This is a genomic window from Oceanobacillus saliphilus, assembly GCF_023522835.1.
Classification (GTDB): Bacteria; Bacillota; Bacilli; order Bacillales; family Amphibacillaceae; genus Oceanobacillus; species Oceanobacillus saliphilus.
On sequence record NZ_JALCZU010000012.1, the window covers coordinates 31,930 to 56,628 of the forward strand.

Consider the following 24,699-nt stretch of genomic DNA (forward strand, 5'->3'; position numbering starts at 1 on the left):
AATAGCGCTTTCATTAGAATTGTATGTAAATTCAGAAAGAAAGCTCCATATAAAAAGGAGGAATTAAAATGGATGGCAAAGTAGTATTGATTACAGGTGGTGCAGGTGGAATAGGTCAGGCAACTGCCCAGCTGTTTTTGGACAAGGGCGCAAAAGTAGTTTTAGTGGATATCAATCAGGAAGCACTTGATAATGCTAAAAATTCCTTAAATGCTGAGGAAGATAGAATTTTGGTAGTGCAGGCAAACGTAACCGATGAAGAAGATGTGAAAAGATATGTGGATCAAACGGTTAACATTTTCGGAAAAATTGATGTATTTTTCAATAACGCCGGAATCAATGGACCTTTTGCTCAAATTAAAGATTTGGAAAAAGAAAAATTCGAACAAATCCTCCATATTAACGTAACTGGGGTATTCCTCGGACTGAAACATGTCATCAGGCAGATGGAAAAACAAGGGTATGGCAGCATTATTAATACTGCCTCAAACGCAGCATATATCGGCTCAAGCGGAATGGCGGGTTATATTGCTTCCAAGCATGCGGTAGCTGGAATCACAAAAACGGCAGCATTGGAAGTTGCTGCCAGTGGCATTCGCGTCAATGCAGTTGCGCCAGCTGCAATTGATACTCAAATGCTTGCGGATATTCAGAATAATATAACGCCAGGCGAGCCTGAAACATCTGGTGAAGCAATCAAACAGGGAATCCCTATGGGTCGATTCGGTGCTCCAGATGAAGTGGGACAGGTCGTCCTGTTCCTTGCATCTGACCACGCCTCATTTGTCAATGGATCTCTCTATAATGTGGATGGTGGCATGCAGGCAGATTGATAGAAAGCGATATGTACTTAAAAAAGATGAAATCACTGGAAAGTGGTTTCATCTTTTCATACTGGACTGGTTCTAATTTTAATAACTAATACACACTATGGGTTGGGTTATAGGCGATACGTTCGGAAGACTTTCATTTAGGTGATGCCCCTGTAATAGTATCAATCAGTGCGCTGCGGAATAAAAAAACCGCTGCTACTGATTGAGTTTTTTTCGACAAATATCGGGGAGTGACAGGCACTCCTAAATCAGTATACCTGCTTTCTTTAGGTCTTGGCAGGCGGCTTCGATTTTGTCCATGGAGTCGGCTTCAAGTGTGTGTAGATGTACACCATCTGTTAGAGAAGATAGGTAGGGAGCATCCGCTGCGTTAATTTTTTCTAGGAACTGATCTACTTCTCTTCGGTTGCTGACACAGATGGAAGCGGTCAAATCACCGTATACAGCATGCTCCACTATAACATCCTTGATGGTGATGCCGTGATCCACGATAAGGTAAAGTTCTTCCTGTGTTTGTTCAGCTCCATGTTTGCAAGCAATCACTTTACGCTCAAGAATATCTTCCTTTTCTTCCTTCAGATAGAGATACCCTTGGCTGGTGGCAATAATTGGCTCATTTTTTGCCTTCAAAATGGATACATCCTGGACGATAACTTGTCTCGATACATTGGCTTTACAGGCAAAATCACTGCCGCTAACAGGCCTCCTTGCTCTTTTCAGTGTTTCTATAATAAGTTGTTGTCTGTTTGCGGAAGACATTTTTTTACCGGTTTTCATAGGTGACCCACCTCCTCGTATAAGTATATATCATGTGTACATTTAACCTTTAACATAGCATGATATCCATCCTATAAATTAACCTTTTTTATCTTTACAAAAAATTTACATTCCAAATTTAATCACTTGATATTATATTAATTCTATGTAAATATAGATGTCAAGACAAGTGACATTACTAGATTACCTTTTTAGGTAGAGATTTATAAAAATCGAAGAAGAATCCAACCTAATTTACATGATAGTTTTCGTACACGTATACCCTTATTGTGAAAATATTCACATTCGGACTTTCTAAATTCAATAACTTTTAAGGAGTACTAACATGAATAAACTGAAATTACGCAATATGCTCGATTCTTTTCTATTGGAAGACATCGGTGATCAAGATATAACAAGCGAAGCAATATTTCCAGAGAATCAAACCGGTAAAGGTGTGTTCATTGCAAAAGAGGCCGGAACACTTTCTGGTCTGGACATAATCACGGAGGCATATCACCTGCTCGATTCGCGAATTGAAGTAAAACTTCACTTTAACGATGGAGACCAAGTAAATCAACAAGACACTATTGCTGAAGTGTATGGCCCGGTCAGACATCTTTTGACTGGAGAGAGGGTCATCCTGAATCTACTGCAGCGAATGAGTGGGATTGCAACAATGACAAGTAAGGCCGTTGAAACGTTAAATGATCCGAGCATCACTATTTGTGATACGAGAAAAACAACGCCTGGACTCCGTTTGCTGGATAAATATTCCGTCATCACTGGTGGCGGGAAAAACCACCGCAATGGACTGTATGACGGCGTCATGATTAAGGACAATCATATTTCCTATTGCGGATCGATAGCCCAAGCTGTTAAAAAAGCACGTGCGGCAATTGGACATATGGTAAAAATCGAAGTAGAAACGGAAAACGAAGAGGAAGTTCTTGAAGCAGTCCAAGCAGGTGCAGACGTCATTATGTTCGATAATCGAACACCTGAAGAAATAAAAGCGTTTGTCTCACTTGTACCGGACTCCATTATTACAGAGGCTTCAGGTGGCATCACACTGGACAATCTGGCAGCCTATGCAAATACCGGTGTCGATTATATTTCATTAGGTGCATTAACACATTCCGTAAAGGCATTGGATATTAGTCTGCAAGTTAACGATGGAGAGAAAAAATAACCCGATTCACTTTACAAACCATCAGGGGGTAAAACGATGAAAAAAATATACTTGCTATTCTTTATTTTTATTGGACTGTTCATTTTGGCTGCATGCGGGAGTGGTGATAATTCACAATCAAATGCACCAAGTGATTCACAGGACACACTGAACACAACGATCATCGGTGGCCGTACTGGTGGGGCATGGTCGGTATTTGCAGAAGGGGTGGCAGAATCAATCCGCCGAGAACATGATGGTTCCATTATAACAGTGGAACCAGGTGGTATCGTGGAAAACCCACCCACTGTGGGTACTGGTGTAGTTCCATATGGCTTATCCTATGCGATGACATCCTATGCCGCATACACTGGTGAAGAGCCTTATACAGAACCTTACGAAGACTTGCGGGCTGTCAGTGTTATTATTCCATCTAATTACTATCAATTTCTAGTTCGGGCAAATGAACCATATGATTCCATTGCTGAAATCGTTGAACAACAGGTACCAATTCGATTGGCGGTCGATCAAAAGGGTTCTGCCGGGGAAATAATGACCCGAAATATTTTTCAGGAGTATGGTGTGACCTATGACGACATCATTTCATGGGGGGGTTCTGTTGATTATTTATCGGGGTCGAAAACATTCGAAATGATGGCTGACAACCGAATAGATGCTGCCGGTGATGCGGTTTCCGCTCCTTCTGGTGATATTATTGAGGCTGCAACTTCCATGAACATGAAAATGCTTCCGCTTGATTCGGAAACGATGCAGGCAGTGGCAGAAGAACTAGGTATGAAATCAGGCACCATTCAAGCTGGAACATACGCATTTTTGGAAGAAGATATACCTACGATCAGTACACCGGCAATACTCATTACACACAAAGATATCCCGGAGGAAGAAGTTTATCAGATAACACAAGCAATCTATGATAACTTCGACTATCTCAGAAACGTACATCAGGAATTTAAAAATCTAACAGAAGAAACGATCATGGATGTTGGTAATGTTCCCCTTCATCCAGGAGCTGAAAAATTTTTCCGGGAAAAAGGATTGATGGAGTAAGGTTTTCCCAAAAGGAGTCATAGCATTGTGAACATCAGAAAACTTCTAGTTAGCTGGTTTGCCCAAGGGTATAAACGTAATCTAGCAAGCTATCATATAAAAATAGTCGGCTTTACTGCATTCTTTTTATCCGTTTACCAGATTTGGTCTGTGATTTGGGGTAAGTTGGATCCGCTTAATCAAATGGCGATCCATCTTTCGTTTATCCTGGCACTTACTTTTCTTTTATACGGGTATTCCAAAAAGGATGTAATCAAAAGTCATGCACCAAGTGTGATGGATTATTTGTTTGCAGTATTGTCGATTAGTGCAGGAATCTATTTTACAATACTTGCTGAACGAATCGCGACGAGAATTCCGATTATGAATCCATTAAGTGCGCTTGATATTTTTATCGGACTCGTATTTGTACTGTTAACCATTGAGGCAGCACGCAGGACCATTGGTTTTCCGATTATCATCATCGTATTTATCGGTGCGGCCTATACACTCGGTGGCCATCATCTAAGCGGAATGCTCAGTCACCGCAAGTTGTCCCCAATTGAATTCATTGATGAGCTCGCATTTAGTTTTAATGGGCTTTGGGGTTCGCCGATATCTGTCGCTGCAACATTTGTGTTTATGTTTATGTTATTCGGTTCTTTTCTGCAAAAATCGGGTGCTGGAGAATTTTTCTATAAACTGTCAGCCTCAATTGCTGGAAGAACGCGGGGAGGTTCTGCCAAAGTAGCAGTTCTGACAAGTGCCTTCTTCGGTTCCATTTCAGGAAGTCCAACTGCAAATGTTGTCACAACCGGAAACTTTACGATACCAGTAAGCAAAAAGTCAGGCTATCCGCCGGCAATCGCTGCCGCAGTGGAAGCAGCTGCCTCAACAGGAGGAAGTATCTTACCGCCAATTATGGGTTCCTCAGCTTTTCTTATGGCTGCCGTCACCCAGATGTCTTACAGCTCCATCGTCATTGCAGCACTAATTCCTGGTATTCTTTACTATGTTTCATTACTTTCCATGGTCCATTTAGAGGCAATGCGCTTGAATTTACCCCGTCCTGCCAAAGAGGATATTCCTAAATTAAAGGATGTTCTGAAAGAAGGATGGTTCTATGTTATCCCGATGATTGTTCTTGTCTTTTTTTTAATGCAGGGATTCAGTGCTTCCAGAACTGGTTTTTACGGAATACTAGCTGTTGTCGCTGTAAGCTGGTTCCGTAAAGATACCCGGATGGGAGTGCGGAAAATTATCGCTTCCATGATTGATGGTGCAAAGTCATCGATTCCAGTAACAGCGGCCAGCGGAGCAGCTGGGCTGATCATTGCCGGAATCATGACTACTGGTCTTGGCGGGAAGCTAACGAGCATTGTACTTGGATTGACAGATGGAATGATTTTTCCGACATTGCTTCTGGTTATGGTTATTTGTATTATTCTCGGAATGGGCATGCCTGTAGCGGCCGCGTATATATTGACTGCCATGCTCGCAGCACCAGCTTTGATTGAATTGGGTGTGACTGTAATGGCTGCCCATTTATTCATTGTTTACTTTTCCATCTTTTCGGCAATCACACCACCTGTTGCCGTGGCTTCCTATGCAGCTGCGGGAATTGCGGATGCTAACCCGAACAGAGTGGGATTGGAAGCTGTAAAACTAGGTATTGTCGGATTTGTCGTTCCGTTTATGTTTGTTCTAGAGCCAGCGCTGCTCATGGATGGTTCTGCTGTAGAGATCATTATTGCGTTTCTGACAGCGGTTATAGGTGTCATTGCACTCGGCGCTGGCGCAATCGGCTGGCTGAAAACGAGAACAACGCTTCTAGAACGAATTTTACTGATTACGAGTGGTGCACTAACGATGTACGCCAGCCTGCTAACAAGCGGAATCGGCCTAATCATCATCACCATCGTATTCATCTTGCAACACAAACGAAAAATCACGAAGGTGCCTGCCACTCCTCGAATAATGTCATGATATTCCTTGAAAACCGAACAGTGTTTGTCACTGTTCGGTTTTATGATGGTGAGGATTCGTTGAACCGCGATTGGTGTTTCGCTATTTTGGGCGGTTTCGTGGGTATTTTTTATCGTCTTTCATATCATTTAGTTCCTGTTTGTTTTTGTTTTTCTTCTTTTTGCCTTTGCTCATCAAAAATACCTCCTGTTTTTCAATAGTTTCTCCGATTTGGCAATATCGATTCAACTTAACTAAGAAAGTGAATTCGGGGCATACTAGTATTGCAAAATTGGCTTAGGAGGTTATTCAGATGTCAGAGGAAAATAAAAATAAAAATAAAGATAAAGGCAGACAAAAGAATGTACGGAAATATGATACAACCCCAAAACACAAAAAAGGGGACACGGAATTTGCGGAAGATAGCGAGTTCCTCAATTTGGATAATAAGAAAAATAAGAGGAAGCGTAAAGGCTAAAGAAAAGGTCTATCCACTGATAGGAGGATAGGCCTTTTCTTGTGTTTGGAATATCGGGCAAACACTTCACATAACTAAAATACCTCATTTGAAATAAATCCGTTTCTAGCAGAGCTTAAAACCTTTCTGAAATCTCCAATTGCATCTGTTTGAGATAGAGACTTATTGGTGAATCGATGGACCCCGGAATTTCCGAAGAGAATCCTACTAATGTTACGATGCCAACCAGTTCATTATTAAATGAAATAATCGGGATAGCTACGGAAGAGATTTCTGCTATTAAAGGTTCAGTTGCAAAAGCTATCTTTTCAGTCTTGATTTCTTCAGATTCCACAGAGGTTTCATCGTTACTGAAATTATATTTTCGTCGCCAATTTTCAACCATCAGTTTAGTTGAAAATACATCAAATATTTTACCTGCGGAGGAATTGGGAGGAAGTAATGTTCCGATTTCTGCTCCAATATTTAATGTTTGGTGGGGTCGGAAAATCTTGGCTATCACCGGTCCATCAAAGGTCGGTAATGCAAAAATGACAGAATGATTCGTCTCCGAACATATTTTTTGAAGGTATGGTGCAGTGATAGCGATTACGTCCTGGTTTCCGATTGCTGCCATTCCATATTGAATTAGCCTTGATCCTAAGTGATACATTCCTGTTTCCTGCTCACGAAAAATTAAATTTTCATTTACCAAGGTGTTCATGTATTTGTATAAATTACTCTTTGTAATTTGAGTTTTCTCCTGAATTTCTATAATCCTTAGTGGCCGATTCTCTGCTACAATCGCTTCGATAATTGAAAGCCCCGTTTTTAATGATTGAATGGTATCTTTACTTCTTTTTGTTTCCATCTTCTATTCTCCCTGCTATATAAGTCTGAACATCCATATTATCATGTATTCATTTTTATAAAAAATGGTAAATTTGTGAATATTTATTGACATTAATTCCTTATATCCTTTATACTATTATATATAATATAATGAATTATCACAATAGTGGAAAGTGTGGGAAGGGAATACGTTTTATTAGGAAACTTGGTTGCCACCAAGCCTTTCGGTGACACCTTTACTTGCTAGAAAAAGAAAGCGGTTTATTTCCACGGGAGAACTGGAATCTATTGCAAACCAAGTAAATCTTTATTACTTAATAACTTCATTTGAAAAGGAGATCGTTATGAAACTCATTACTTTTACTGCAGCTGGAAATACTCGAATCGGAGCGATTGTGGAAGAAACTAAAATTGTCGATTTAAATTATGCTTATCAGGCACAATTGAAAAGTGAAGGGAAATATCGATATAAAGAAATAGCGGAAGCTTTTGTTCCATCAAAAATGGAAGCGCTTTTTCAAGGTGGAGATGAAAGCATTGCGATTGCTAAGAAAGCGGTTAATTATGCTCTAGAGAATCCAAACAGCTTTCATCAGCAGCTGATCCATAAAAAAGATGCTGTTAAAGTGGAGGCTCCATTATTGGCTCCAGGGAAGATGATCTGTGTCGGGCACAACTATAGGGAACATATTCTCGAGATGGGTCGCGAGCTTCCAACTAACCCAGTAGTTTTTGCGAAATTTGCAAACACAATTATCGGACCAGAAGATGATATTCCTTTTTATCCTATATCCGAACAGTTGGACTATGAAGCAGAATTTGCGTTTGTTGTTGGAAAGAAAGCCCGAAATGTTTCCGAGGCTGATGCACTTAAATATGTTGCCGGTTACACGATTGCAAACGATGTAACATACAGGGATATCCAACGTCGTACCTTGCAATGGATGCAAGGAAAGGCAGTTGATGGAAGTGCACCAATGGGGCCTTGGCTCGTAACTTCCGATGAATTGCAGGATCCATCAGGACTGGAAATCGTTTTAACTGTAAACGGTGAAGAACGTCAGCGCTCAAATACGAAAAATCTTGTATTTACGGTAGAAAAACTTGTTGCATTCCTTTCTAATTTGATGACTTTAGAACCAGGCGATATTGTACTTACCGGCACTCCTGGAGGGGTAGGGGTGGCAAGAGATCCTCAGGCATTCTTAAAAGATGGGGACGTCGTTAAAATTGAAGTCGATGCTATAGGGGCATTGGAAAATAAAGTAGCATTACAGAAAGGGGAAAATTAATCAATGGCAGAATCTAAGGTTGATAGCTATGTCGAGTCAATAAATACGTCTATTGATAAAATGTTAACAAGTGTTGAGGACGTTTCTGAAGATGTAATCCGCTGGAATCCCCATGAAGATGAATGGTCTATTTTACAAATTTTGTCTCATGTAAGAGAAGCTACGCTGTATTGGTTGAGTGAATTGGAGACAGTGCTTGATAAGCCAGGTTCGGAATGGGGAAGAGGATTGCAGAATCCAGAACGTCTACGTGCAGTGGAAAATACAGAAGCATTAGATGTGGAAGAAGTCATCGCCGAAGTTGCCAATCTGAAGCTGCAAGTCTCTGAGCGCTTGGCAAAAGTAGATGATGATCGATTAGCCGAGGAAAATCCACATCGAAACTTCGCTAAATTTGGGAATAAACCAGTTACATTTTTAATCGAACATTTCATCGTGGACCATGTAGAAGGTCACTATAGCCAGATTCAAAGAAATCTTTCGAAGTTGCGTACGAAAACTACCAAATAATAATGAGAGGTTGATTTCAGATGGCAGAACAAGCAAGTTATCTCAATGATAAAGACGTAAAGGATTTTACAAAGGATATTCAGCAATTCAATCTGGGTCCACTATGGGAAGCGATACCAGAAGTAATGAATAAGAACCCTGAACCACATGCACAAGCATATTTGTGGTCAGGTGAATTAATGGAAAAAAAGTTAATGGAAGCGGCAGAAATTTTCACACCTGAACGTGGAGGAGAACGTCGGGCGATTTACTTTCAAAATCCTGGACTAACTTATCGAAAACCATGGGGACAAGTATCCACGACCCAAACATTGTATGCTGCTGTACAGCTCCTTTTGCCTGGCGAGGAAGCTCCATCCCATCGTCATTCACAAAGTGCGCTCCGTTTTATTACGGAAGGAGAAGGAGCTTACACAATTGTACAAGGTGAGCGAATCTTTATGGAAGAAGGAGATTTTCTAATTACTCCAAAAAATCTCTGGCATGGCCATGGGCATCTCGGTGAAAAGCCAATGATTTGGATGGATGCATTGGATATTCCTACTATATATTCTATTGGAGGTACTTTCTTTGAACCGTATGAGGACGGATTACAACAACCAAATGTACCCGATAACTTTTCGGAAAAACGTTATCGCGGGGGCATGGTGCGTCCAGTAGGCGATGATAAATTTGATGTTGCTCCACTTGCAAACTATAAATGGGATCGTACTACAGCAGCAATCGAAGGATTAATGGAATTTGATCCAGATCCGAATCATGGTTTTGCAATCGAGTACATCAATCCATCTACTGGAAAATCAGCAAATCCTACAATGGGAACCAGAATGCAGTATCTTCCAGATGGTTTCCATACGAATGCACTGAGACATACACATTCAACCATTTATCACGCTTTTAAAGGATCTGGATATACAGTCATAAATGGTGTACGTTTCGATTGGAAAGCTGGAGATTATTTTGTGGTTCCTAACTGGGCCTGGTATGAGCATAAGACGTTTGAAGATTCCTATTTGTTCAGCGTGAACGATATTCCTATTATGGATCGTTTTGAATTGGAAAAAGTAGAAAACTACGAAATCAATCATGGACATCAGAAAATAACTAGTGAATTTAAGTCGGTTTTCAGATAGAAACGGATATACCGCTGTTAATCCGTATGGGGGGGAGATTTTACATTCCCCCCTTAAAAATAAACCTTTATGTAAACGCTTATATAACGAAAAATTATAACAATTAGGAGAGTGAAGAAATGGGCAACAATGGAAATGACCCAGTTATAGTAGTTGGTGGAGGTATTGGAGGACTTGCGACTGCGCTAGGTCTCGCTCAGGCTGATAAAAATGTACAAGTTCTGGAACAGGCTCCCGAGATTGGCGAAATAGGTGCGGGGATTCAGCTGGCAGCAAATGCAACCAATGTTTTGCAGCGATTAGGAGTTATGGATAAGATTAGTGAGGTCTCTGTTTTTCCAAAAAGGCTTGTACTCATGGATGCCTATACAGGTAAGGAATTATCTGCATTGGACCTTGGAGAAATATATAAAGAAAGATATGGTGCACCGTACGTCGTTTTGCATCGTTCAGATATGCAACGAATTTTACTTGAAGCGTGTGAAGCACATCCGAATATTGAAATACGAACGAATCAGCAGATCACATCCACGAAAGATAATGGAAATTCTGTCGATGTTGTTACCGCCAGTGGCGCTATTCATTCTGGCTCAGCAGTAATCGGTGCAGATGGGTTATGGTCAACGACACGTAAACAGTTTAGTGATGATGATCCTGTTTGTTCCCAATATGTGGCCTACCGTGGGGCAATTCCAATGGAAGAAGTAACAAATGTGGGTAATCTTGATGATGTATATATGTGGATTGGTCGAAACATGCATGTTGTTCAATATCCAGTCAGAAGAGGCGAGCTTTATAATCAGGTAGTAGTCTTTAAGAGTTCTCAGTATAGGAAAGAAATTGAGCGTACAGATCAGTGGGGTACTCCTGAAGAAATGGATGAAGTATTTTCAAATACGTGTGAAAAAGTAAAAACCGCAATATCCTTTATCTCCAGACAAAAAAGATGGCCAATGTATGATCGTAATCCAATCGATAACTGGACAGATGGAAATATTACATTAATGGGTGATGCTGCACATCCGATGCTTCAATATTTGGCGCAGGGAGCCTGCCAGGCGTTGGAAGATGCTTCTTACTTAACCGATACAGTTCTCAAGCATGGGGATGATTTTAAAAGTGCATTTCTTGAGTACCAGCAGGAGCGTTTACCTCGTACGGCTTATGTACAGAGAAGTGCAAGAAGCTGGGGTGAAATCATTCATACAGAAAATCCAACTGCAACGCTTTTACGCAATGTTATCTTAAAGCAGCGTACTGAAAAAGATTTTACATTTATAGACAGATACCATGGTTATAATAAAGCAGCTATGGAAGTAAATTAGTTCTCTTTATTGATTTCTTTAGCGTTAGGAAGGTAGGAAGTATACTCATTTCCTGTGCAACTAAGGTTGTCACCGAAATGCTTGGTGACAACCAGTTTTCTAAAAAGAATCATGAATAACTATCATTTGGAGGAAAAATATGAAACATAACAAATTAAAGAAGGTGTTACTTGGCAGTTTTGCATTATTCATCCTGTTCGTCCTGTCTGCCTGTGTAGAAAATGATTCTGCTGGATCAGCTGAAAGTGAAACTGATACCTATTCGTTTAAAGTTTCCCATGTTGTACAGGAATCCCACATTTGGCATCTAACAGCGGAAAAATTCAATGAAGAATTACAGGAACGTTCAGATGGAAGAATGTCACTGGAAATTTATCCTGCATCCCAGCTTGGTCTGGAACAAGACATGGTCCAACAGTTGGAAACAGGCTCTATTGATTTCGGGTTTCTTACTAATGCATATATGAGTACGCGTGAAGAATCACTTAATTCATGGTTTATGCCTTTCTTATTCAATAATTTGGAGGAAGCTGCAACAATGAGAGATTCAAAGGAAGCACAGGACATGCTCGCTACGCTGGAATCACAAGGTATAATCGGTCTTGATTTTGCATTCGCCGGGAACAGACATCTCCTGCTGAAAGATGGTTTTGTTGAAACACCTGAAGATTTAAGTGGTAAAAAGATGCGGATAATTGGTAGTCCTGCTGTGCAAAGCTTCTGGGGGAAAACTGCTGCTGGGCCAACTGCGATGCCTTTGTCTGAAGTATATACGTCCTTGCAGACTGGAGTCATTGATGGAATGGACATCGATCTGGATGCGCTTGTTACGGAGAAGTACTATGAAAATGCGGAATATTTAACCTTAACGAATCATGCAACATTTCCAACTGTTATCACAATGAGCAAACAGACAATGGATCGTCTCTCAGAAGGCGATCAGGAGATTGTTAGATCCTCACTTAAAGCAGCAGTTGATTGGGGTGTGGAAGAAGCGATTGCCAGAGAAGAAAGTAACTTGGAACAATTAATAGAAGAAGGGGTTCAGGTACAGGAATTAGATCCATCTACGTTCGAGTCAATCGCGACGGAAGTTCATGAAGAATTCTCTGAGCAATCCGATATTATTCAGTCTTTTATAGAAAATGCAGAGTAGATGATAGTTGACTATATAGCAGCTTCTAAACGTCCACTTTTAGAAGCTGCTCATTCGTAAGGGGAGTGGTACAGTGAAAATGATCATTAATTTGAGTAACTGGATATATAGAGCAGAAAAAATAATAGCAATGATACTATGTTTCATTATTTTAATCTCTCTAACATTAGGAGTGGTCTTTCGCTATGTGCTAAGTTCTCCTTTGACCTGGTCTGATGAAGCTGCAATGTTTTCTTTGGCTTGGATGACCTTCATCGGGGGAAGTATGACAATTAAAGCAAAATCAACTCCAACCATTGATATAGTAACGAACATTGTTAAAGGAACTTTAAGGAAAATAATAATTATTATTGGCTATTTACTATCCTTTATTTTTGTTACTTACATTTTATACGTATCCATTGTTTGGTTAAGTTCTCCGAATATTTTAATTCAACGGTCGAGTTCGATGGCAATGCCGATGATTTTTGCTTATTTGTGTATTCCTGTCAGCTTTTTATTCATGAGTATTCACCTTTTTGAAATGTTATTACAAAGTTTGTTTACTGCAAGGGAGGCTGATTAATATGTTCATTGCGATTATTGCTTTCTTTGTACTTTTATTAATACGAATACCAATTGCATTGGTTCTTGGGATGACAACTGTAATATACATAGTTGTGAGTGGTAATATGGGTGTCATGATAACCATACCTCAAAGACTTTACTCTGGAATGGAAAACTATGGCCTTTTAGCAATTCCATTATTTATGCTTGCTGGAGAATTGATGAATTCAGGAGGTCTAACAAAGCGATTGGTTGGCTTCGCTCAAACCTTTGTAGGGCATTTCAGGGGGGGACTGGCATATGTCAATGTTCTGGCTAATATGATGTTAGCTTCGATCATTGGCTCAGCAACGGCCCAAATTGCTATGATGAGTAAAACGATGGTACCTGCAATGGAAAAAGAGGGATATTCAAAAAAGTTCAGTGCTGCAACTACAGCATCTGCAGGATTACTTGGACCGATAATTCCGCCAAGTATGCTATTCATTATTTATGGTGTAGGTTCTGGCGTTTCCATAGGTTCCATGTTTTTGGCGGGTGTTCTTCCAGGTATCCTATTGTCACTGGGTTTTATTGTACTTATAGCTATCACAGGAATGAAGCAACAATGGCCAACGCATAAGCGGGCAACACTAGCCGATATGGCAAAAAAGTTTGTACAAGTTATTCCGGCGTTGTTCGTTCCCGCTGTCATTATTATTGGTGTCATCAGCGGAATGTTTACTCCGACTGAATCGGCGGCTATTGCATGTATTATAGCATTACTGAGTGGGTTCTTTTTTTATAGGGAGCTTGAGTTAAAGGAGATACCGAATGTCCTTGTTAACACAGCTAAAACGACTGCTACCATAACACTTCTGATTGCCATGGCCAATATTTTCGGTTGGATGCTCTCATTTGAACAAATTCCACAAAGCATTGCCACATGGATGGTGTCACTAACAGATAATCCTTTGGTTTTCCTGCTCCTGGTTAATATTTTCTTACTCGTTGTAGGTATGTTTATGGACGGTATTGCCGCTTTAGTTTTATTAATACCGATATTTTCTCCATTGCTAGTAATGTATGGTATTGATCCAATCCATTTCGGAGTAATTATGTGTATTAATTTATCTGTTGGTCTACTGACTCCGCCGATAGGATCTGGTCTATATATCACATCCTCTTTGGTTAATATTTCAATAGGGGATTTGACAAGAGCGATCTTTCCATTTTTACTAATGACTTATCTTGTCATTTTGATTTTGACCTATGTACCACAAATTGTTTTATGGCTTCCATCATTTTTAGCTAATTAACTCAATTTCTGCATGAATATTGATTCATAAAAATTCAAAAGCAATTTCTCTCCGATAAGGGGATGAGATTGCTTTTTTAATGGTTGCTAAATATAAACGTAGCAACTCGCTTTTTCATGTTGCATGAACAATCCTTACATAAAATTACCACAGCCAGGAGATAACTAACCTAACTATGACCGAAAGTAGGTATTCAATTTGGAACTAAACGAAACATTTCAACCAGGTGAAGTAGTCTATATGATCATTCGCAATCCCCATGCACAGGATGTCGCGCAAGTACAGCAGGCAGCTATCGTGCAGAATCCGAATAACCCTAATGAATTGGCTTTGTTTGCCCATGAGAACTATTATCCACTAACAGATGAATACGCGATATTCAAATCGGAAGCGGATGCTGAGCAGGCGTATAAGGATGCCTTTGGAACACCGAATATCATCCATTTTAGTGATGGAAATTATTATGGTTAAACCATTTGTACCGCAACTGGTCTATGTTGAACCGAGAGCTATGGAATATGAGCTTGGTAAAGAATTGGTAACTAAATTTGAAAATATGGGAGTTGAAATTAGGGAAACGACTTCCCATAATCAAATTCGCAATTTGCCGGGAGAAAATCATTTTCAAAAATATCGAACAGCCAAGTCGACGCTTGTTGTTGGAGTGAGGAAAACATTAACGTTTGATACGTCCAAACCATCCGCTGAATATGCAATCCCTTTTGCGACAGGATGTATGGGACATTGCCACTACTGCTACTTACAAACAACGATGGGAAGCAAACCATATATCCGTACGTATGTGAATGTGGATGAAATTTTTGATGCCGCGGACGGGTATATGCGGGAACGTGCGCCGGAGCCCACCAGGTTTGAGGCATCCTGTACGTCTGATATTGTCGGAGTGGATCATCTGACACATACGCTGAAAAAAGCAATCGAGTATTTTGGTGAGTCCGAATTTGGTCAATTACGATTTGTGACGAAGTTTGCCCATGTCGATCATCTGTTGGATGCCAAACATAACGAGAGAACACGCTTTCGATTCAGTATTAATGATGATTACATTATCAAATATTTTGAGCCGGGCACTTCGAGACTTCATGAGAGAATCGAAGCAGCTGGCAAAGTGGCTGAAGCTGGATATCCGTTAGGGTTTATTATTGCACCAATTTACTTGCATGACGGCTGGAAAGAGGGATACAAGGAGATGTTCGAAAAACTCGAAGCCGCATTGCCTGCTTTTGCAACTAAGAATCTTACATTTGAAATGATCCAGCATCGATTCACAAAGCCAGCTAAACGTGTCATCCAGGAAAACTACCCGATGACAAAACTCGAACTTGACGAATCGAAGCGTAAATGGAAATGGGGAAGATATGGGATTGGGAAATATGTATACCAAAATGAGGAGCAGGAAGATATTAAAGACACACTTGGCGGATATATTCATTCGTATTTTCCGGAGGCGAGGATTGAATATTTTACATAAGGATGAGAGGTGAATCAATGAAAGTGCATAATCAGGATAACTTGACTGTCACAGGAACAAATATCGATGAAGTAAAAAAACGGAATGCAAACTCGGGTATGTCCTATAACGAAGCAAAGGAATTCTTGGCGAGAACTACAGGTGGACATGGCACATCTGTCTATAGTGATACCGATGTGGAACAAGTTAGGATGAAAAATAAAAAAGCATAAAAAGTGTATTGGAGGAAGCGATATGGAAGAAAAAGACTTTGAAAGAATTTACAGCGAATATCGTGCCCAAAGTGAACTGCATCCCGAGGTCGGGAAGGATGCTTCAATGGAGAAAGAAGAAATAGTGGCGGTTCGTAAAAATGAGTCCGGTGATATAATTGCCTTTAAAACCAATTCAGGACGTGAACTGGATTACGTTACTGCATTAGATGAGGCAAAATCAGGAAAAATCGCTCATGTGGATGTCTTTCATAAGTATGGACGAGATATTATCAGAAGCGAACCTGATGGTATACGAGAGAATAACTTGGCCAATTTGCCAACGTTTTAAAGCTTGGCCCTTCTATGGGAATTTATCCGACAATATTCGGGTATTGACCACAGTGCACGTAATAAAGCAGGCTGCTGGAGTTTTTGTTTTCCGGCAGCCCGCTTTTTATGCTTGTTCTTCAGTAGCCCATTCTTCTACGTTCCATACTTTTGTTACCCAGTCTTCGTAAAATTCTGGCTCATGACAGACGAGAACGATGGTACCTTTATATTCTTTTAATGCGCGCTTTAATTCTTCTTTTGCCACGACATCCAAGTGATTTGTAGGCTCATCGAAAACGAGCCAGTTGCTTTCAGTCAACATTAATTTGCACAGGCGTACTTTTGCCTGCTCTCCACCGCTTAACTGCTTCATTGGGCGGGTAATATGCTCATTTTTTAAGCCGACCTTAGCCAAAATCCCACGGACCTGTGCCTGATTCAGGTGGGGGAATGCATCCCATACTTCATCAATCGGCGTCGTGGAAGGTGCCTGCACTTCCTGCTCGTAATAAGAAGGGAAGAGGAAATCACCAAGCATCCGCTTGCCACCGAGCGGGTCAATTTTGCCGAGAATGGTTTTAAGTAGTGTAGATTTTCCAACACCATTACTCCCGACAACGGCAATCCTGTCACCACGTTCGATTTCCGTTGTCAGCTTTGGAAATAGTGGTTGATCATAGCCGATTTCAAGGTCTTCCGCCTCAAAAACATAGCGGCTGCTGCCACGGGATTCCTTAAAACTGAATGTCGGTTTCATCGCCGTTTCTGGGCGGTCAATCCGCTCCATCCGTGAAAGCTGCTTTTGACGGCTTTTCGCCCGGCCGGTAGTAGAGTAACGTGCTTTATTTTTTGCAATGAATTCTTCTTGTTTCTTAATATATTCTTGCTGTTTTTCATAGGCGTTAATATGCTGGTTCTTGTTGATCTCAGCAAGCTCAAGGAATTTTTCATAGGTTGCCGTGTAGCGTGTCAGCTTGGAAAACTCAAGATGGAAGATGACATCGACAACGCCATTCATAAATTCCGTATCATGGGATATGAGCAGAAAGGCATGTGGATATTCTTTTAAATAGCTGCTTAGCCATTGGATATGCTCGACATCAAGATAGTTTGTCGGTTCATCGAGGAGCAGAACTTCTGGCTGTTCAAGCAGCAGCTTCGCTAGTAGTACCTTCGTACGCTGGCCACCGCTAAGAGCGGAAACGTCTTTATCCAGACCAATGGCATCAATGCCAAGACCATGTGCTGCCTCTTCGATTTTAATATCCAGATTATAAAATCCGCCAGCTTCTAATTTATCCTGGATCATACCCATTTGCTCCAGCAATTCTTCCAATTCTTCAGGAGTCGCAGTTCCCATCTTTTCGGTCACTTCATTGAGCATTTTTTCTTGTTGAAACAGTGGTAAAAAGGCATCACGAAGCACATCACGGATTGTTTTTCCTTTCGTCAGAACAGTATGCTGATCCAAGTAGCCATAGTCGGTACCTGGTGTCCATTCCACTCTGCCACTGTCATGTATCAATTGTTTCGTAAGGATGTTCATCAAGGTGGACTTTCCAACCCCGTTTGCTCCAACTAAACCAACATGCTCGCCGGCAACAAGGCGGAAGGATACATCTTTAAATAACGTGCGATCACCGAAGCCGTGGCTCAGTGAATCGATAGTAAGTAAACTCATTTTTATTAAAACCTCCGGGAAAGTGAAGAAAGACTTATCATTATATTTATTGGGGTGTGAGGTAGGAGATGGTATCCTAATTCCAATTTTTTCATATAACTTATAGCTTCTACTTTAAATTTCATTCGTATTAATTATAGAGGATATCTGGGAATGTGGCTAGAGGAGGATTCTACATAAATAAAAACTAAACTGATAATCTTCAACAAAATTCGAGGAACCGAAGTATAAACGTTGTTGTAATGAATGTGACAATTATGTATAATTATTATTAATTATTGTATAATTATTCAAAAATGAATAATTTAGCATCGCAGGAGGGGTGGGATGATGGTCAATCTCAATCTTCTTCCAAATGCGGAAGAGGAAGTAATCGATTCGTATGATGAGGATATTATTGTTACGAACCGCTATGGGAAAATCATTAAGGCATCACATATAAGTGGCAGACAGTACGGGTTAACGGCAAAAGACCTGCTTGGACAATCCGTATATGAATTGGAAGCGAAGGGGATCTTCTCTCCAGCAATCACGCCATTAGTCCAAAAGCAAAAGAAAAAGATTGTACTCGTCCAAACGAAACAGGATGGAGGCAAAGTGCTCATTACTGGTGTACCGCTCTATAATGAGAAACAGGAAGTTGAGTTTGTCGTCAGTTATTCCTATGACGTTTCTGAGTTGCTTGTTCTTCAGGAATACTTGAATGAACTTGAGGGGGAAATGTCCCGGGTGAAAGAAGAACTCGAGACGCTCCGTGAGAAAAGTATGCGTTTTGATGGAATCGTTGCAGAGAGCAAGTCAATGAAAGATGTTTTAAAATCTGCAAAAAAGGTTGCACCGCTAAAAGTACCTGTCCATCTTCAGGGCGAGAACGGTGTCGGAAAATCAACGCTTGCCAAATTAATTCATAAACAGGGTCCTTGGAAAGATGGACCGTTTATAGAAGTAAATTGTGCAGCTATTCCGGAAACAATTCTTGAGCGGGAACTGATTGGAAGCAGTGAAAAAGGATTGGAAAAAACAGGCTACATGCAATTGGCTCAATTTGGAACACTATACTTGCAAGGTGTCGATGAACTCTCTAGGACATCGCAAAGTATTCTATTGAAGTCGCTTCGGCAAAAGAGAAATGAATTCAGAATCATCAGTTCCACGGAATACAATCTAGATAAACTTGTAGCTGCCAATCAGTTCAGAGAGGATTTATATTACTTCCTTCATGTGATACCTATTTCCATAAAGCCATTAAGAGAGCGGCCAGAAGATTTAAGTGAAATCATTTTAAATTATATACAAACATTCTGTAAGGAATATCAGTTGGAACGGACATTGTCTAACGATTTATTTCATGAGCTCCTGCATATGGAATGGAAAGGGAATCACCTGGAAGTGAAAAATCTGGTTGAAAGGCTTGTTACCCAAAGCGAATCAGTGACTATTACAAAAGATGACCTTCCAATACATTACCAATCGGAAAACAAATATGGGCTCGATTCTTTTGAAATAGATGGACAGACATTACCACGGATTCTGGAAAGTGTGGAAGAAAAAGTATTGTTCAATGCAAAGAAACAGTGCAAAACAACGACAGAAATGGCAAAAATGCTGGGCATCAGTCAGCCGTCAGTCGTACGAAAGCTAAAAAAATATTCAATGTAAATATGGTGTTGACCATATGTTTCCTGTATTTTATTTAACAGTAATTATTACGGGTGTAATCAGTGCAATCATACTTCCAAGGATCCCACCGCTTTCCAAAATACTGAGAATACTTCTGCTTTCAGATGGGGTCTGAATCAGGCCGTCCTGATACGTATTATACACAGAGCCAGATTCAAGAAGAAATCCAAGGGGAATTTGAAACTGCCGAACAAACCAATGATGCCATTGTCTACTATGCCATTGAAGTTGGCGGTACTTGTACCGGCGAGCATGGTGTAGGTATTGGGAAGATGAAATTCCAGCAAGCGGAACATGGAGCCGCTCTGGAAATCATGAAACAAACAAATGTACGATCCACTGGGAATCTTAAACCCAGGAAAGATATTTTAAAAACCGAACAGTGCCTGGCACTGTTCGGTTTTTTGATGTACGTAATAAAGGATAAAGTTAGCAACCTACATATGTCCAAGTGAAGGCTAATACTTCAAAAGGATAACTTCCAGAGGGAAAATTCTTGGAAGAGATAGTACCGATGTATGAAACCTATAAAAATAACGAATGCTAAGAAAGCATCGTATTATAATGATAAAGGAGGTGTGATATAGATGAGGACTTTAAAGACGATTGCCTTGACTTTGATTATAATTGGCGCTCTTAACTGGGGTCTGATTGCTTTTTTTCAATTTGATTTAGTAGCAGCAATTTTTGGAGGGCAGAATGCATTCCTATCGAGATTAGTTTATGGTCTTGTTGGGTTGAGTGCTCTTTACTATATAGTAGCCCTGTTTAATCCGATGGAAGCAGCAATGGATCCGGAAAATGGTGAAGACAGAAGAGCCGGGAATCTGAACTATGGAACAGAGTTCGGTGAAGAAATAGAACCAGAACCATTTAATCGATCGGAATATCCATTACATCCTTCCGAAGTTGAGAGAAAAGAGAATAGGGACACAGAATAGCACTTGTTTCTGCGATAGGAAATTAAATCGTGATGGTTTCTGGTGAATGAGAAAACCCCGTACTGCAAACAATGGTATGTTTGTGGTACGGGGTTTTGATGATGATTTTAGTAACATTTAACTATCCATAAAACGGAAATCAATGTCTGAACCCACTCGACGAAATACGAGGAGTGACAGGCACCTATTTATTTAGCTGGATGTTGCTCTGGTTCTCCGTAAAAATAATCATTAATATTTACGGGTTCCCATTCCTCGTTAGGTGTGTAAAATCGTAGAAGGTCTCCATTTAATACTTTATCGGAGAGCTCTAACTCATGAAGCACGGTTTCTTTCATTTCCATCATTTCTTCCGTTGGTTCTTCCACAACCTCTTTCGTAACATTATCATAAAAGATTCCATTTATGGAACTGTATGCTTCCGTTACAAAATCACCATTGCGGAATGGAACAAATGCTTTATGGTCCTCAGAAAACATATCTGTACCAAATAAAATGTAATCCTGTGCATCGATACCAACAATATGCAACATGGTAGGCATGACATCAACGAGACTTGAATATTCGTGATTTATACCCTGACCATCAACACCGGGTATCCGTATGATAAATGGTACGCGCTGTAATTCTGAATTTTTTAAAGGTGTAATTTCTTCACCTATGATTTCAGCCATTGCCCGGTTATGATTCTGAGAAATACCATAATGGTCTCCATATATCATAATAATGGAATCCTCGTACAATCCTGCTTCTTTCAGATCAATGAAGAATTGTTCCAATGACTCATCCAAATAACGTGCTGTTTGGAAGTAACGGTCCACCGTTCCAGACCCAGTTTCTGCAGGTGCAAGGCTTGCCTCGCCCTCATCAAGGATAAATGGATGATGATGGGTCAATGTCATCATATGTGCATAAAATGGTTGATCCATTTCCTGCAAATATGGAATCGATTCTTCAAAGAAGGGTTTATCTTTCAATCCATAGTTAATCACATTTTCTTCACTCATATCAAAATAACTATCATAATAATACTCATTGATTCCTAAATGTCGATATACTTCATCACGATTCCAGAACGATTTGCGGTCTCCATGGAATACTGCGCTCGTATAGTCCTGACGTTGTTCCAATATAGCTGGCAAAGCTTGATACGTGTTATCTCCCTTTGTTACGAATGCAGACCCCTGTGGCAGGCCATAAAGCGACGTATCGGTTGTCAACTCGGCATCAGCCGTCTTTCCCTGTTCCGTTTGATGGAAGAAGTTATCAAAATATGTGAAATCCTGGCTTTCATCATGAACCAATGAATTTAGAAATGGCGTAACTTCTTCACCATGTAATTCATAATCAATTAAGAAAGATTGAAAAGACTCGAGATGTATTTTGATGATATTCTTTCCTTCACCTGTCCCAAAATAAGCTGGATTTGGTTCAGCATACTTGTACTTTGTATAATTTTCCACTTCTGTAATGTCACTGCTGTCAGCCAAAACCCGCTGTCTGGAGGATTCAACGCTTTGAATAGCATCATAGATCATGAAGTTATAAGCTCCAAGGTATTTCACCAAATAATTTCTGTCAAATGCGCGTTCCAATAATTGTGGACGGTCCTTTTCCGCTAAACCTAGATTGACCCCGAAAGCAATGACACCAACGGCCAGCACAATCAGTGGTTTACGGAACTGCAGGCGCTCTGTCCGCCAATTAGATTTAAACTTATTATAAAGTACGATTAAAATAGCAATATCCAGTAAATATAGAATATCAAGTGGTGCCATTAAATCGAGTATACTTCCACCTAAACTTCCAAAGTTATTTGTCTGCATCATGGTAGCTAGTGTAATAAAGTCACCATTAAATCGGTAAAACACAACGTTTGCGTATAGAATAAATCCTAAAATAAATGAGAAAACAATAATCCGGCGTCCAGCTTTTTTACCTGCAGCAAATAATGCAAGTCCCAGGAAAATCAACCCAGAACTCAAGGGGTTGAAAAACAATAGAAATTCCTGCATCGCTCCACTGACACCTAAGTTAAATTCCAATTTATATATTGAATATGTTTTTATCCAAAAAAGTACGACTGCAATCGCGAAGAATCCCATTTTTGTAGATAATAATTTCTTCACATTGTTCACCTCTAATTTTACATTAAGTTTACAAATTAACATTAAATTAATATTGTTACAAGGTGCAATTATATAGCATGGCTTGGTACTAAGTCAAAATGTTTTTTGTGTAAAAAGTGTGGCAACGTACATAATGGAGTTGAGTATACCAATGTGCAGAGGGATTGTTTGCGCTTACAACATCCGCGTTTAATTATCTCCCATCTAGCAATCAAAGCAGGTTTCTAGGAAACGAACATTGGAAGTTTTGTAGCTGATAACTATCGGTCATATTGGATTCATGAATGGGGGCGTTGTGCTTTCCAATATGGACTTGGTGTAAACAAGGCGTTTATTGAAGGAAGAATAATAGTTCTGCCATACCGGATTGGATAAATATAAAAGGTGAAGACAGTTACGATCAGTCTTCACCTTTTATATTGCAGAATGGAAGCAGGAGAACAGTCCCCATGCTTCTCAACTGTTTCTTAATTGGTAGCGTTGTTATGTTCCTGTTATAATGAAATAACATTTATTTTGTTAGGACATATTCAACAAAATTCGGATAAAAAGTTATTTGGGGGGAATTAAAAGTGCAATCAGAAGTCATTTCAGCTGCAATGAAAATTTTCCAAGTTACAAATTTGAATACATATATATTGAATGCGAACAACGAGCTTATCTATAATCATGAAATCATTGACATTCCTGAGTTTATGCCAGGATCAGGCCAAGAGGATCTTTTCTTGCTGCTCGAAAAGATGGAGCAGCGAAACCAACTCTATTCCTATATCAACGAATGGGGTCTACATTATTTTGCGTATGCTTTAACAGAACAAAACAACGATTTTACGGTTGTAATCGGACCTTATTTCGATGCAACTCCAAATTTGTATAGTCTGTCGAGGGAGTATGACCTCAACAGCATTGACAGCGAAAATCTTAGAGCTGTAAGTGAAAAAATACATGTATTGACGGTAGAACAAGCAACTAGTTTTGCAAGTGTGCTCCAGCAGTTTCAAATGATGATGAACAATGATGTGAATCCGCGAATCATTGAAACACGAAAAAATAAAAGCTCTGAAACGAAGAAAGTTGAATACGCTGCTCGAGATGAAGACATGGAACTTGTGAAATTACGGTATAAAATTGAGACGGATTTTATGTTTGCGGTTGGAGAAGGGGACAAAACAGAAGCATTAAAGCTAATCAATTCGAGAAATATGCTTTTTTCTTTCTCAGAACGTTTTCCAAACCAACCATTACGCAGACTGAAAAACCTGGCAATCATCATGAACACATTATTGCGGACCGCTGCAAGAAACAGTAATGTACCTGCTATTATGATTCATCGCATTTCGGAAAAATATGCATATGAAATAGAAAACGCCAGCAAAATAGCAACATTGAATCCGCTGCAAGATAAGATGATAGAAGCATATTGTAATCTGATTGCATCCAATTCACTGAGTGGTTACTCAACAATGACACAGCGGGTAATGGAGCACCTGTTAAGCTATTATGATAAGCAAATAGATAAGAATGAGCTAGCTGACCTCTGTAACACACATCCGAGTCATCTGTCCCGTAAATTTAAACAGGAAACAGGTATGACCATTACGCTCTATCAGCAGATGGTAAGAATAAATAAATCAAAACATTTACTAAGAACAGAAGATTTATCGATTGAAGAGATTGCATGGATTGTTGGCTATGAAGACTCATCCTATTTTGCCAGGGTTTTTAAAAAGGATACAGGGTATACACCTTCCCAATACAGGGAAGGTAGTATGGAATGATGAATGAAAGTGTTTACATTTTTATTATTAAATAGAACTTTTTATCATCATAAGATTAAAAATACAAAATGAGGATTTTTCTAATCTAACATTTTTCGACAAAAACCGAGGAGTGACAGGCACCATTTTAATC

24 protein-coding genes are annotated in these 24,699 nt (G+C 39.9%); 20 read left to right on the forward strand and 4 right to left on the reverse strand.

The genetic code is table 11. The features are described from left to right. Positions 1-68 precede the first annotated feature (68 nt). On the forward strand, positions 69-833 hold the full coding sequence (locus MN204_RS17260) for an SDR family NAD(P)-dependent oxidoreductase (RefSeq protein ID WP_249872338.1): 765 nt from the start codon (positions 69-71) through the stop codon (positions 831-833). 243 nt (positions 834-1,076) lie between these two features. Here MN204_RS17260 and MN204_RS17265 read toward each other — a convergent pair whose 3' ends face one another. Continuing rightward, a complete protein-coding gene (locus MN204_RS17265; protein ID WP_249872339.1) occupies positions 1,077-1,610 on the reverse strand; it encodes a transcription repressor NadR in 534 nt (177 codons plus the stop codon). A 325-nt stretch (positions 1,611-1,935) separates the two neighbouring features. Here MN204_RS17265 and nadC point away from each other — a divergent pair, with 325 nt between their 5' ends. The 4 genes from nadC to MN204_RS17285 all read left to right on the forward strand — a co-directional run bounded on the left by nadC (position 1,936) and on the right by MN204_RS17285 (position 6,250). Next, complete coding sequence (gene nadC, locus MN204_RS17270) at positions 1,936-2,781, forward strand: carboxylating nicotinate-nucleotide diphosphorylase (RefSeq protein WP_249872340.1); 846 nt, start codon at positions 1,936-1,938, stop codon at positions 2,779-2,781. A gap of 36 nt (positions 2,782-2,817) precedes the next feature. Then, on the forward strand, positions 2,818-3,828 hold the full coding sequence (locus tag MN204_RS17275; protein WP_249872341.1) for a TAXI family TRAP transporter solute-binding subunit: 1,011 nt from the start codon (positions 2,818-2,820) through the stop codon (positions 3,826-3,828). A gap of 27 nt (positions 3,829-3,855) precedes the next feature. Then, complete coding sequence (locus MN204_RS17280; protein ID WP_249872342.1) at positions 3,856-5,793, forward strand: TRAP transporter permease; 1,938 nt, start codon at positions 3,856-3,858, stop codon at positions 5,791-5,793. 292 nt (positions 5,794-6,085) lie between these two features. Then, a complete protein-coding gene (locus MN204_RS17285) occupies positions 6,086-6,250 on the forward strand; it encodes a hypothetical protein (RefSeq protein ID WP_249872343.1) in 165 nt (54 codons plus the stop codon). A gap of 115 nt (positions 6,251-6,365) precedes the next feature. Here the strand turns inward: MN204_RS17285 and MN204_RS17290 are convergent, their stop codons facing one another. Beyond that, entirely contained in the window at positions 6,366-7,100 is a 735-nt protein-coding gene (locus MN204_RS17290) for an IclR family transcriptional regulator (RefSeq protein ID WP_249872344.1), read from the reverse strand. A gap of 325 nt (positions 7,101-7,425) precedes the next feature. Between MN204_RS17290 and MN204_RS17295 the strand changes: the two genes are divergently transcribed. The 11 genes from MN204_RS17295 (at position 7,426) to MN204_RS17345 (ending at position 16,376) form a co-directional block, all read left to right on the forward strand. Next, positions 7,426-8,373 carry a fumarylacetoacetate hydrolase family protein gene (locus MN204_RS17295; protein WP_249872345.1) on the forward strand — a complete coding sequence of 316 codons (948 nt, stop codon included), beginning with the start codon at positions 7,426-7,428 and terminating at the stop codon, positions 8,371-8,373. Positions 8,374-8,376: 3 nt separating this feature from the next. Next, positions 8,377-8,883, forward strand: coding sequence for a DinB family protein (locus MN204_RS17300; RefSeq protein ID WP_249872346.1), 507 nt, complete (start codon positions 8,377-8,379; stop codon positions 8,881-8,883). Positions 8,884-8,903: 20 nt separating this feature from the next. Further along, positions 8,904-10,016: a cupin domain-containing protein gene (locus tag MN204_RS17305; RefSeq protein ID WP_249872347.1), complete on the forward strand. Its 1,113-nt coding sequence runs from the start codon at positions 8,904-8,906 to the stop codon at positions 10,014-10,016. A 119-nt stretch (positions 10,017-10,135) separates the two neighbouring features. Then, a complete protein-coding gene (locus MN204_RS17310; RefSeq protein ID WP_249872348.1) occupies positions 10,136-11,341 on the forward strand; it encodes an FAD-dependent monooxygenase in 1,206 nt (401 codons plus the stop codon). A gap of 139 nt (positions 11,342-11,480) precedes the next feature. Then, positions 11,481-12,497 carry a TRAP transporter substrate-binding protein gene (locus MN204_RS17315; RefSeq protein WP_249872349.1) on the forward strand — a complete coding sequence of 339 codons (1,017 nt, stop codon included), beginning with the start codon at positions 11,481-11,483 and terminating at the stop codon, positions 12,495-12,497. A 79-nt stretch (positions 12,498-12,576) separates the two neighbouring features. Continuing rightward, the gene (locus MN204_RS17320) at positions 12,577-13,062 is read left to right on the forward strand and encodes a TRAP transporter small permease (RefSeq protein WP_249872411.1); all 486 of its coding nucleotides are present in this window, start codon (positions 12,577-12,579) and stop codon (positions 13,060-13,062) included. Between the two features lies 1 nt (position 13,063). Next, the gene (locus tag MN204_RS17325) at positions 13,064-14,341 is read left to right on the forward strand and encodes a TRAP transporter large permease (protein ID WP_249872350.1); all 1,278 of its coding nucleotides are present in this window, start codon (positions 13,064-13,066) and stop codon (positions 14,339-14,341) included. A gap of 198 nt (positions 14,342-14,539) precedes the next feature. After that, on the forward strand, positions 14,540-14,812 hold the full coding sequence (locus tag MN204_RS17330) for a transcriptional regulator SplA domain-containing protein (RefSeq protein ID WP_249872351.1): 273 nt from the start codon (positions 14,540-14,542) through the stop codon (positions 14,810-14,812). Beyond that, positions 14,805-15,833 (forward strand): spore photoproduct lyase, encoded by a 1,029-nt coding sequence (gene splB, locus MN204_RS17335; RefSeq protein WP_249872352.1) that lies wholly within the window; start codon positions 14,805-14,807, stop codon positions 15,831-15,833. Before MN204_RS17330 ends, splB begins: the two co-directional genes overlap by 8 nt. Positions 15,834-15,850: 17 nt before the next feature. Then, on the forward strand, positions 15,851-16,045 hold the full coding sequence (locus MN204_RS17340; protein WP_249872353.1) for a gamma-type small acid-soluble spore protein: 195 nt from the start codon (positions 15,851-15,853) through the stop codon (positions 16,043-16,045). A 22-nt stretch (positions 16,046-16,067) separates the two neighbouring features. Continuing rightward, the gene (locus MN204_RS17345; protein ID WP_249872354.1) at positions 16,068-16,376 is read left to right on the forward strand and encodes a DUF3892 domain-containing protein; all 309 of its coding nucleotides are present in this window, start codon (positions 16,068-16,070) and stop codon (positions 16,374-16,376) included. A gap of 105 nt (positions 16,377-16,481) precedes the next feature. On the opposite strand, the gene MN204_RS17350 is transcribed toward MN204_RS17345, so the two are convergent. Next, a complete protein-coding gene (locus MN204_RS17350) occupies positions 16,482-18,038 on the reverse strand; it encodes an ABC-F family ATP-binding cassette domain-containing protein (RefSeq protein ID WP_249872355.1) in 1,557 nt (518 codons plus the stop codon). Between the two features lie 327 nt (positions 18,039-18,365). On the opposite strand from MN204_RS17350, the gene MN204_RS17355 reads away from it, so the two are divergent. The 3 genes from MN204_RS17355 to MN204_RS17365 all read left to right on the forward strand — a co-directional run bounded on the left by MN204_RS17355 (position 18,366) and on the right by MN204_RS17365 (position 20,659). Continuing rightward, a complete protein-coding gene (locus MN204_RS17355) occupies positions 18,366-19,697 on the forward strand; it encodes a sigma 54-interacting transcriptional regulator (RefSeq protein ID WP_306798755.1) in 1,332 nt (443 codons plus the stop codon). A 125-nt stretch (positions 19,698-19,822) separates the two neighbouring features. After that, on the forward strand, positions 19,823-20,173 hold the full coding sequence (locus tag MN204_RS21745; RefSeq protein ID WP_438804717.1) for an FAD-linked oxidase C-terminal domain-containing protein: 351 nt from the start codon (positions 19,823-19,825) through the stop codon (positions 20,171-20,173). 132 nt (positions 20,174-20,305) lie between these two features. Further along, entirely contained in the window at positions 20,306-20,659 is a 354-nt protein-coding gene (locus MN204_RS17365; RefSeq protein ID WP_249872356.1) for a DUF378 domain-containing protein, read from the forward strand. A 188-nt stretch (positions 20,660-20,847) separates the two neighbouring features. On the opposite strand, the gene ltaS is transcribed toward MN204_RS17365, so the two are convergent. After that, positions 20,848-22,788, reverse strand: coding sequence for a lipoteichoic acid synthase (gene ltaS / locus MN204_RS17370; RefSeq protein ID WP_368858679.1), 1,941 nt, complete (start codon positions 22,786-22,788; stop codon positions 20,848-20,850). Positions 22,789-23,360: 572 nt separating this feature from the next. Between ltaS and MN204_RS21520 the strand changes: the two genes are divergently transcribed. Continuing rightward, positions 23,361-24,566 carry a helix-turn-helix domain-containing protein gene (locus MN204_RS21520; RefSeq protein ID WP_249872357.1) on the forward strand — a complete coding sequence of 402 codons (1,206 nt, stop codon included), beginning with the start codon at positions 23,361-23,363 and terminating at the stop codon, positions 24,564-24,566. Positions 24,567-24,699 lie beyond the last annotated feature (133 nt).

Bases quoted from the DNA above. Each gene is read 5' to 3' on its own strand.
- MN204_RS17260 (WP_249872338.1), top strand. From the start codon at position 69: ATGGATGGCAAAGTAGTATTGATTACAGGTGGTGCAGGTGGAATAGGT.
- nadC (WP_249872340.1), top strand. From the start codon at position 1,936: ATGAATAAACTGAAATTACGCAATATGCTCGATTCTTTTCTATTGGAA.
- MN204_RS17345 (WP_249872354.1), top strand. From the start codon at position 16,068: ATGGAAGAAAAAGACTTTGAAAGAATTTACAGCGAATATCGTGCCCAA.
- MN204_RS17355 (WP_306798755.1), top strand. From the start codon at position 18,366: ATGATGGTCAATCTCAATCTTCTTCCAAATGCGGAAGAGGAAGTAATC.
- MN204_RS17350 (WP_249872355.1), bottom strand. From the start codon at position 18,038: ATGAGTTTACTTACTATCGATTCACTGAGCCACGGCTTCGGTGATCGC.
- splB (WP_249872352.1), top strand. From the start codon at position 14,805: ATGGTTAAACCATTTGTACCGCAACTGGTCTATGTTGAACCGAGAGCT.
- MN204_RS17295 (WP_249872345.1), top strand. From the start codon at position 7,426: ATGAAACTCATTACTTTTACTGCAGCTGGAAATACTCGAATCGGAGCG.
- MN204_RS17275 (WP_249872341.1), top strand. From the start codon at position 2,818: ATGAAAAAAATATACTTGCTATTCTTTATTTTTATTGGACTGTTCATT.
- MN204_RS17315 (WP_249872349.1), top strand. From the start codon at position 11,481: ATGAAACATAACAAATTAAAGAAGGTGTTACTTGGCAGTTTTGCATTA.
- MN204_RS17320 (WP_249872411.1), top strand. From the start codon at position 12,577: ATGATCATTAATTTGAGTAACTGGATATATAGAGCAGAAAAAATAATA.
- MN204_RS17265 (WP_249872339.1), bottom strand. From the start codon at position 1,610: ATGAAAACCGGTAAAAAAATGTCTTCCGCAAACAGACAACAACTTATT.
- MN204_RS17340 (WP_249872353.1), top strand. From the start codon at position 15,851: ATGAAAGTGCATAATCAGGATAACTTGACTGTCACAGGAACAAATATC.
- MN204_RS17310 (WP_249872348.1), top strand. From the start codon at position 10,136: ATGGGCAACAATGGAAATGACCCAGTTATAGTAGTTGGTGGAGGTATT.
- MN204_RS17300 (WP_249872346.1), top strand. From the start codon at position 8,377: ATGGCAGAATCTAAGGTTGATAGCTATGTCGAGTCAATAAATACGTCT.
- MN204_RS17305 (WP_249872347.1), top strand. From the start codon at position 8,904: ATGGCAGAACAAGCAAGTTATCTCAATGATAAAGACGTAAAGGATTTT.
- MN204_RS17325 (WP_249872350.1), top strand. From the start codon at position 13,064: ATGTTCATTGCGATTATTGCTTTCTTTGTACTTTTATTAATACGAATA.
- MN204_RS17290 (WP_249872344.1), bottom strand. From the start codon at position 7,100: ATGGAAACAAAAAGAAGTAAAGATACCATTCAATCATTAAAAACGGGG.
- MN204_RS17285 (WP_249872343.1), top strand. From the start codon at position 6,086: ATGTCAGAGGAAAATAAAAATAAAAATAAAGATAAAGGCAGACAAAAG.
- MN204_RS21745 (WP_438804717.1), top strand. From the start codon at position 19,823: ATGGGGTCTGAATCAGGCCGTCCTGATACGTATTATACACAGAGCCAG.
- MN204_RS17365 (WP_249872356.1), top strand. From the start codon at position 20,306: ATGAGGACTTTAAAGACGATTGCCTTGACTTTGATTATAATTGGCGCT.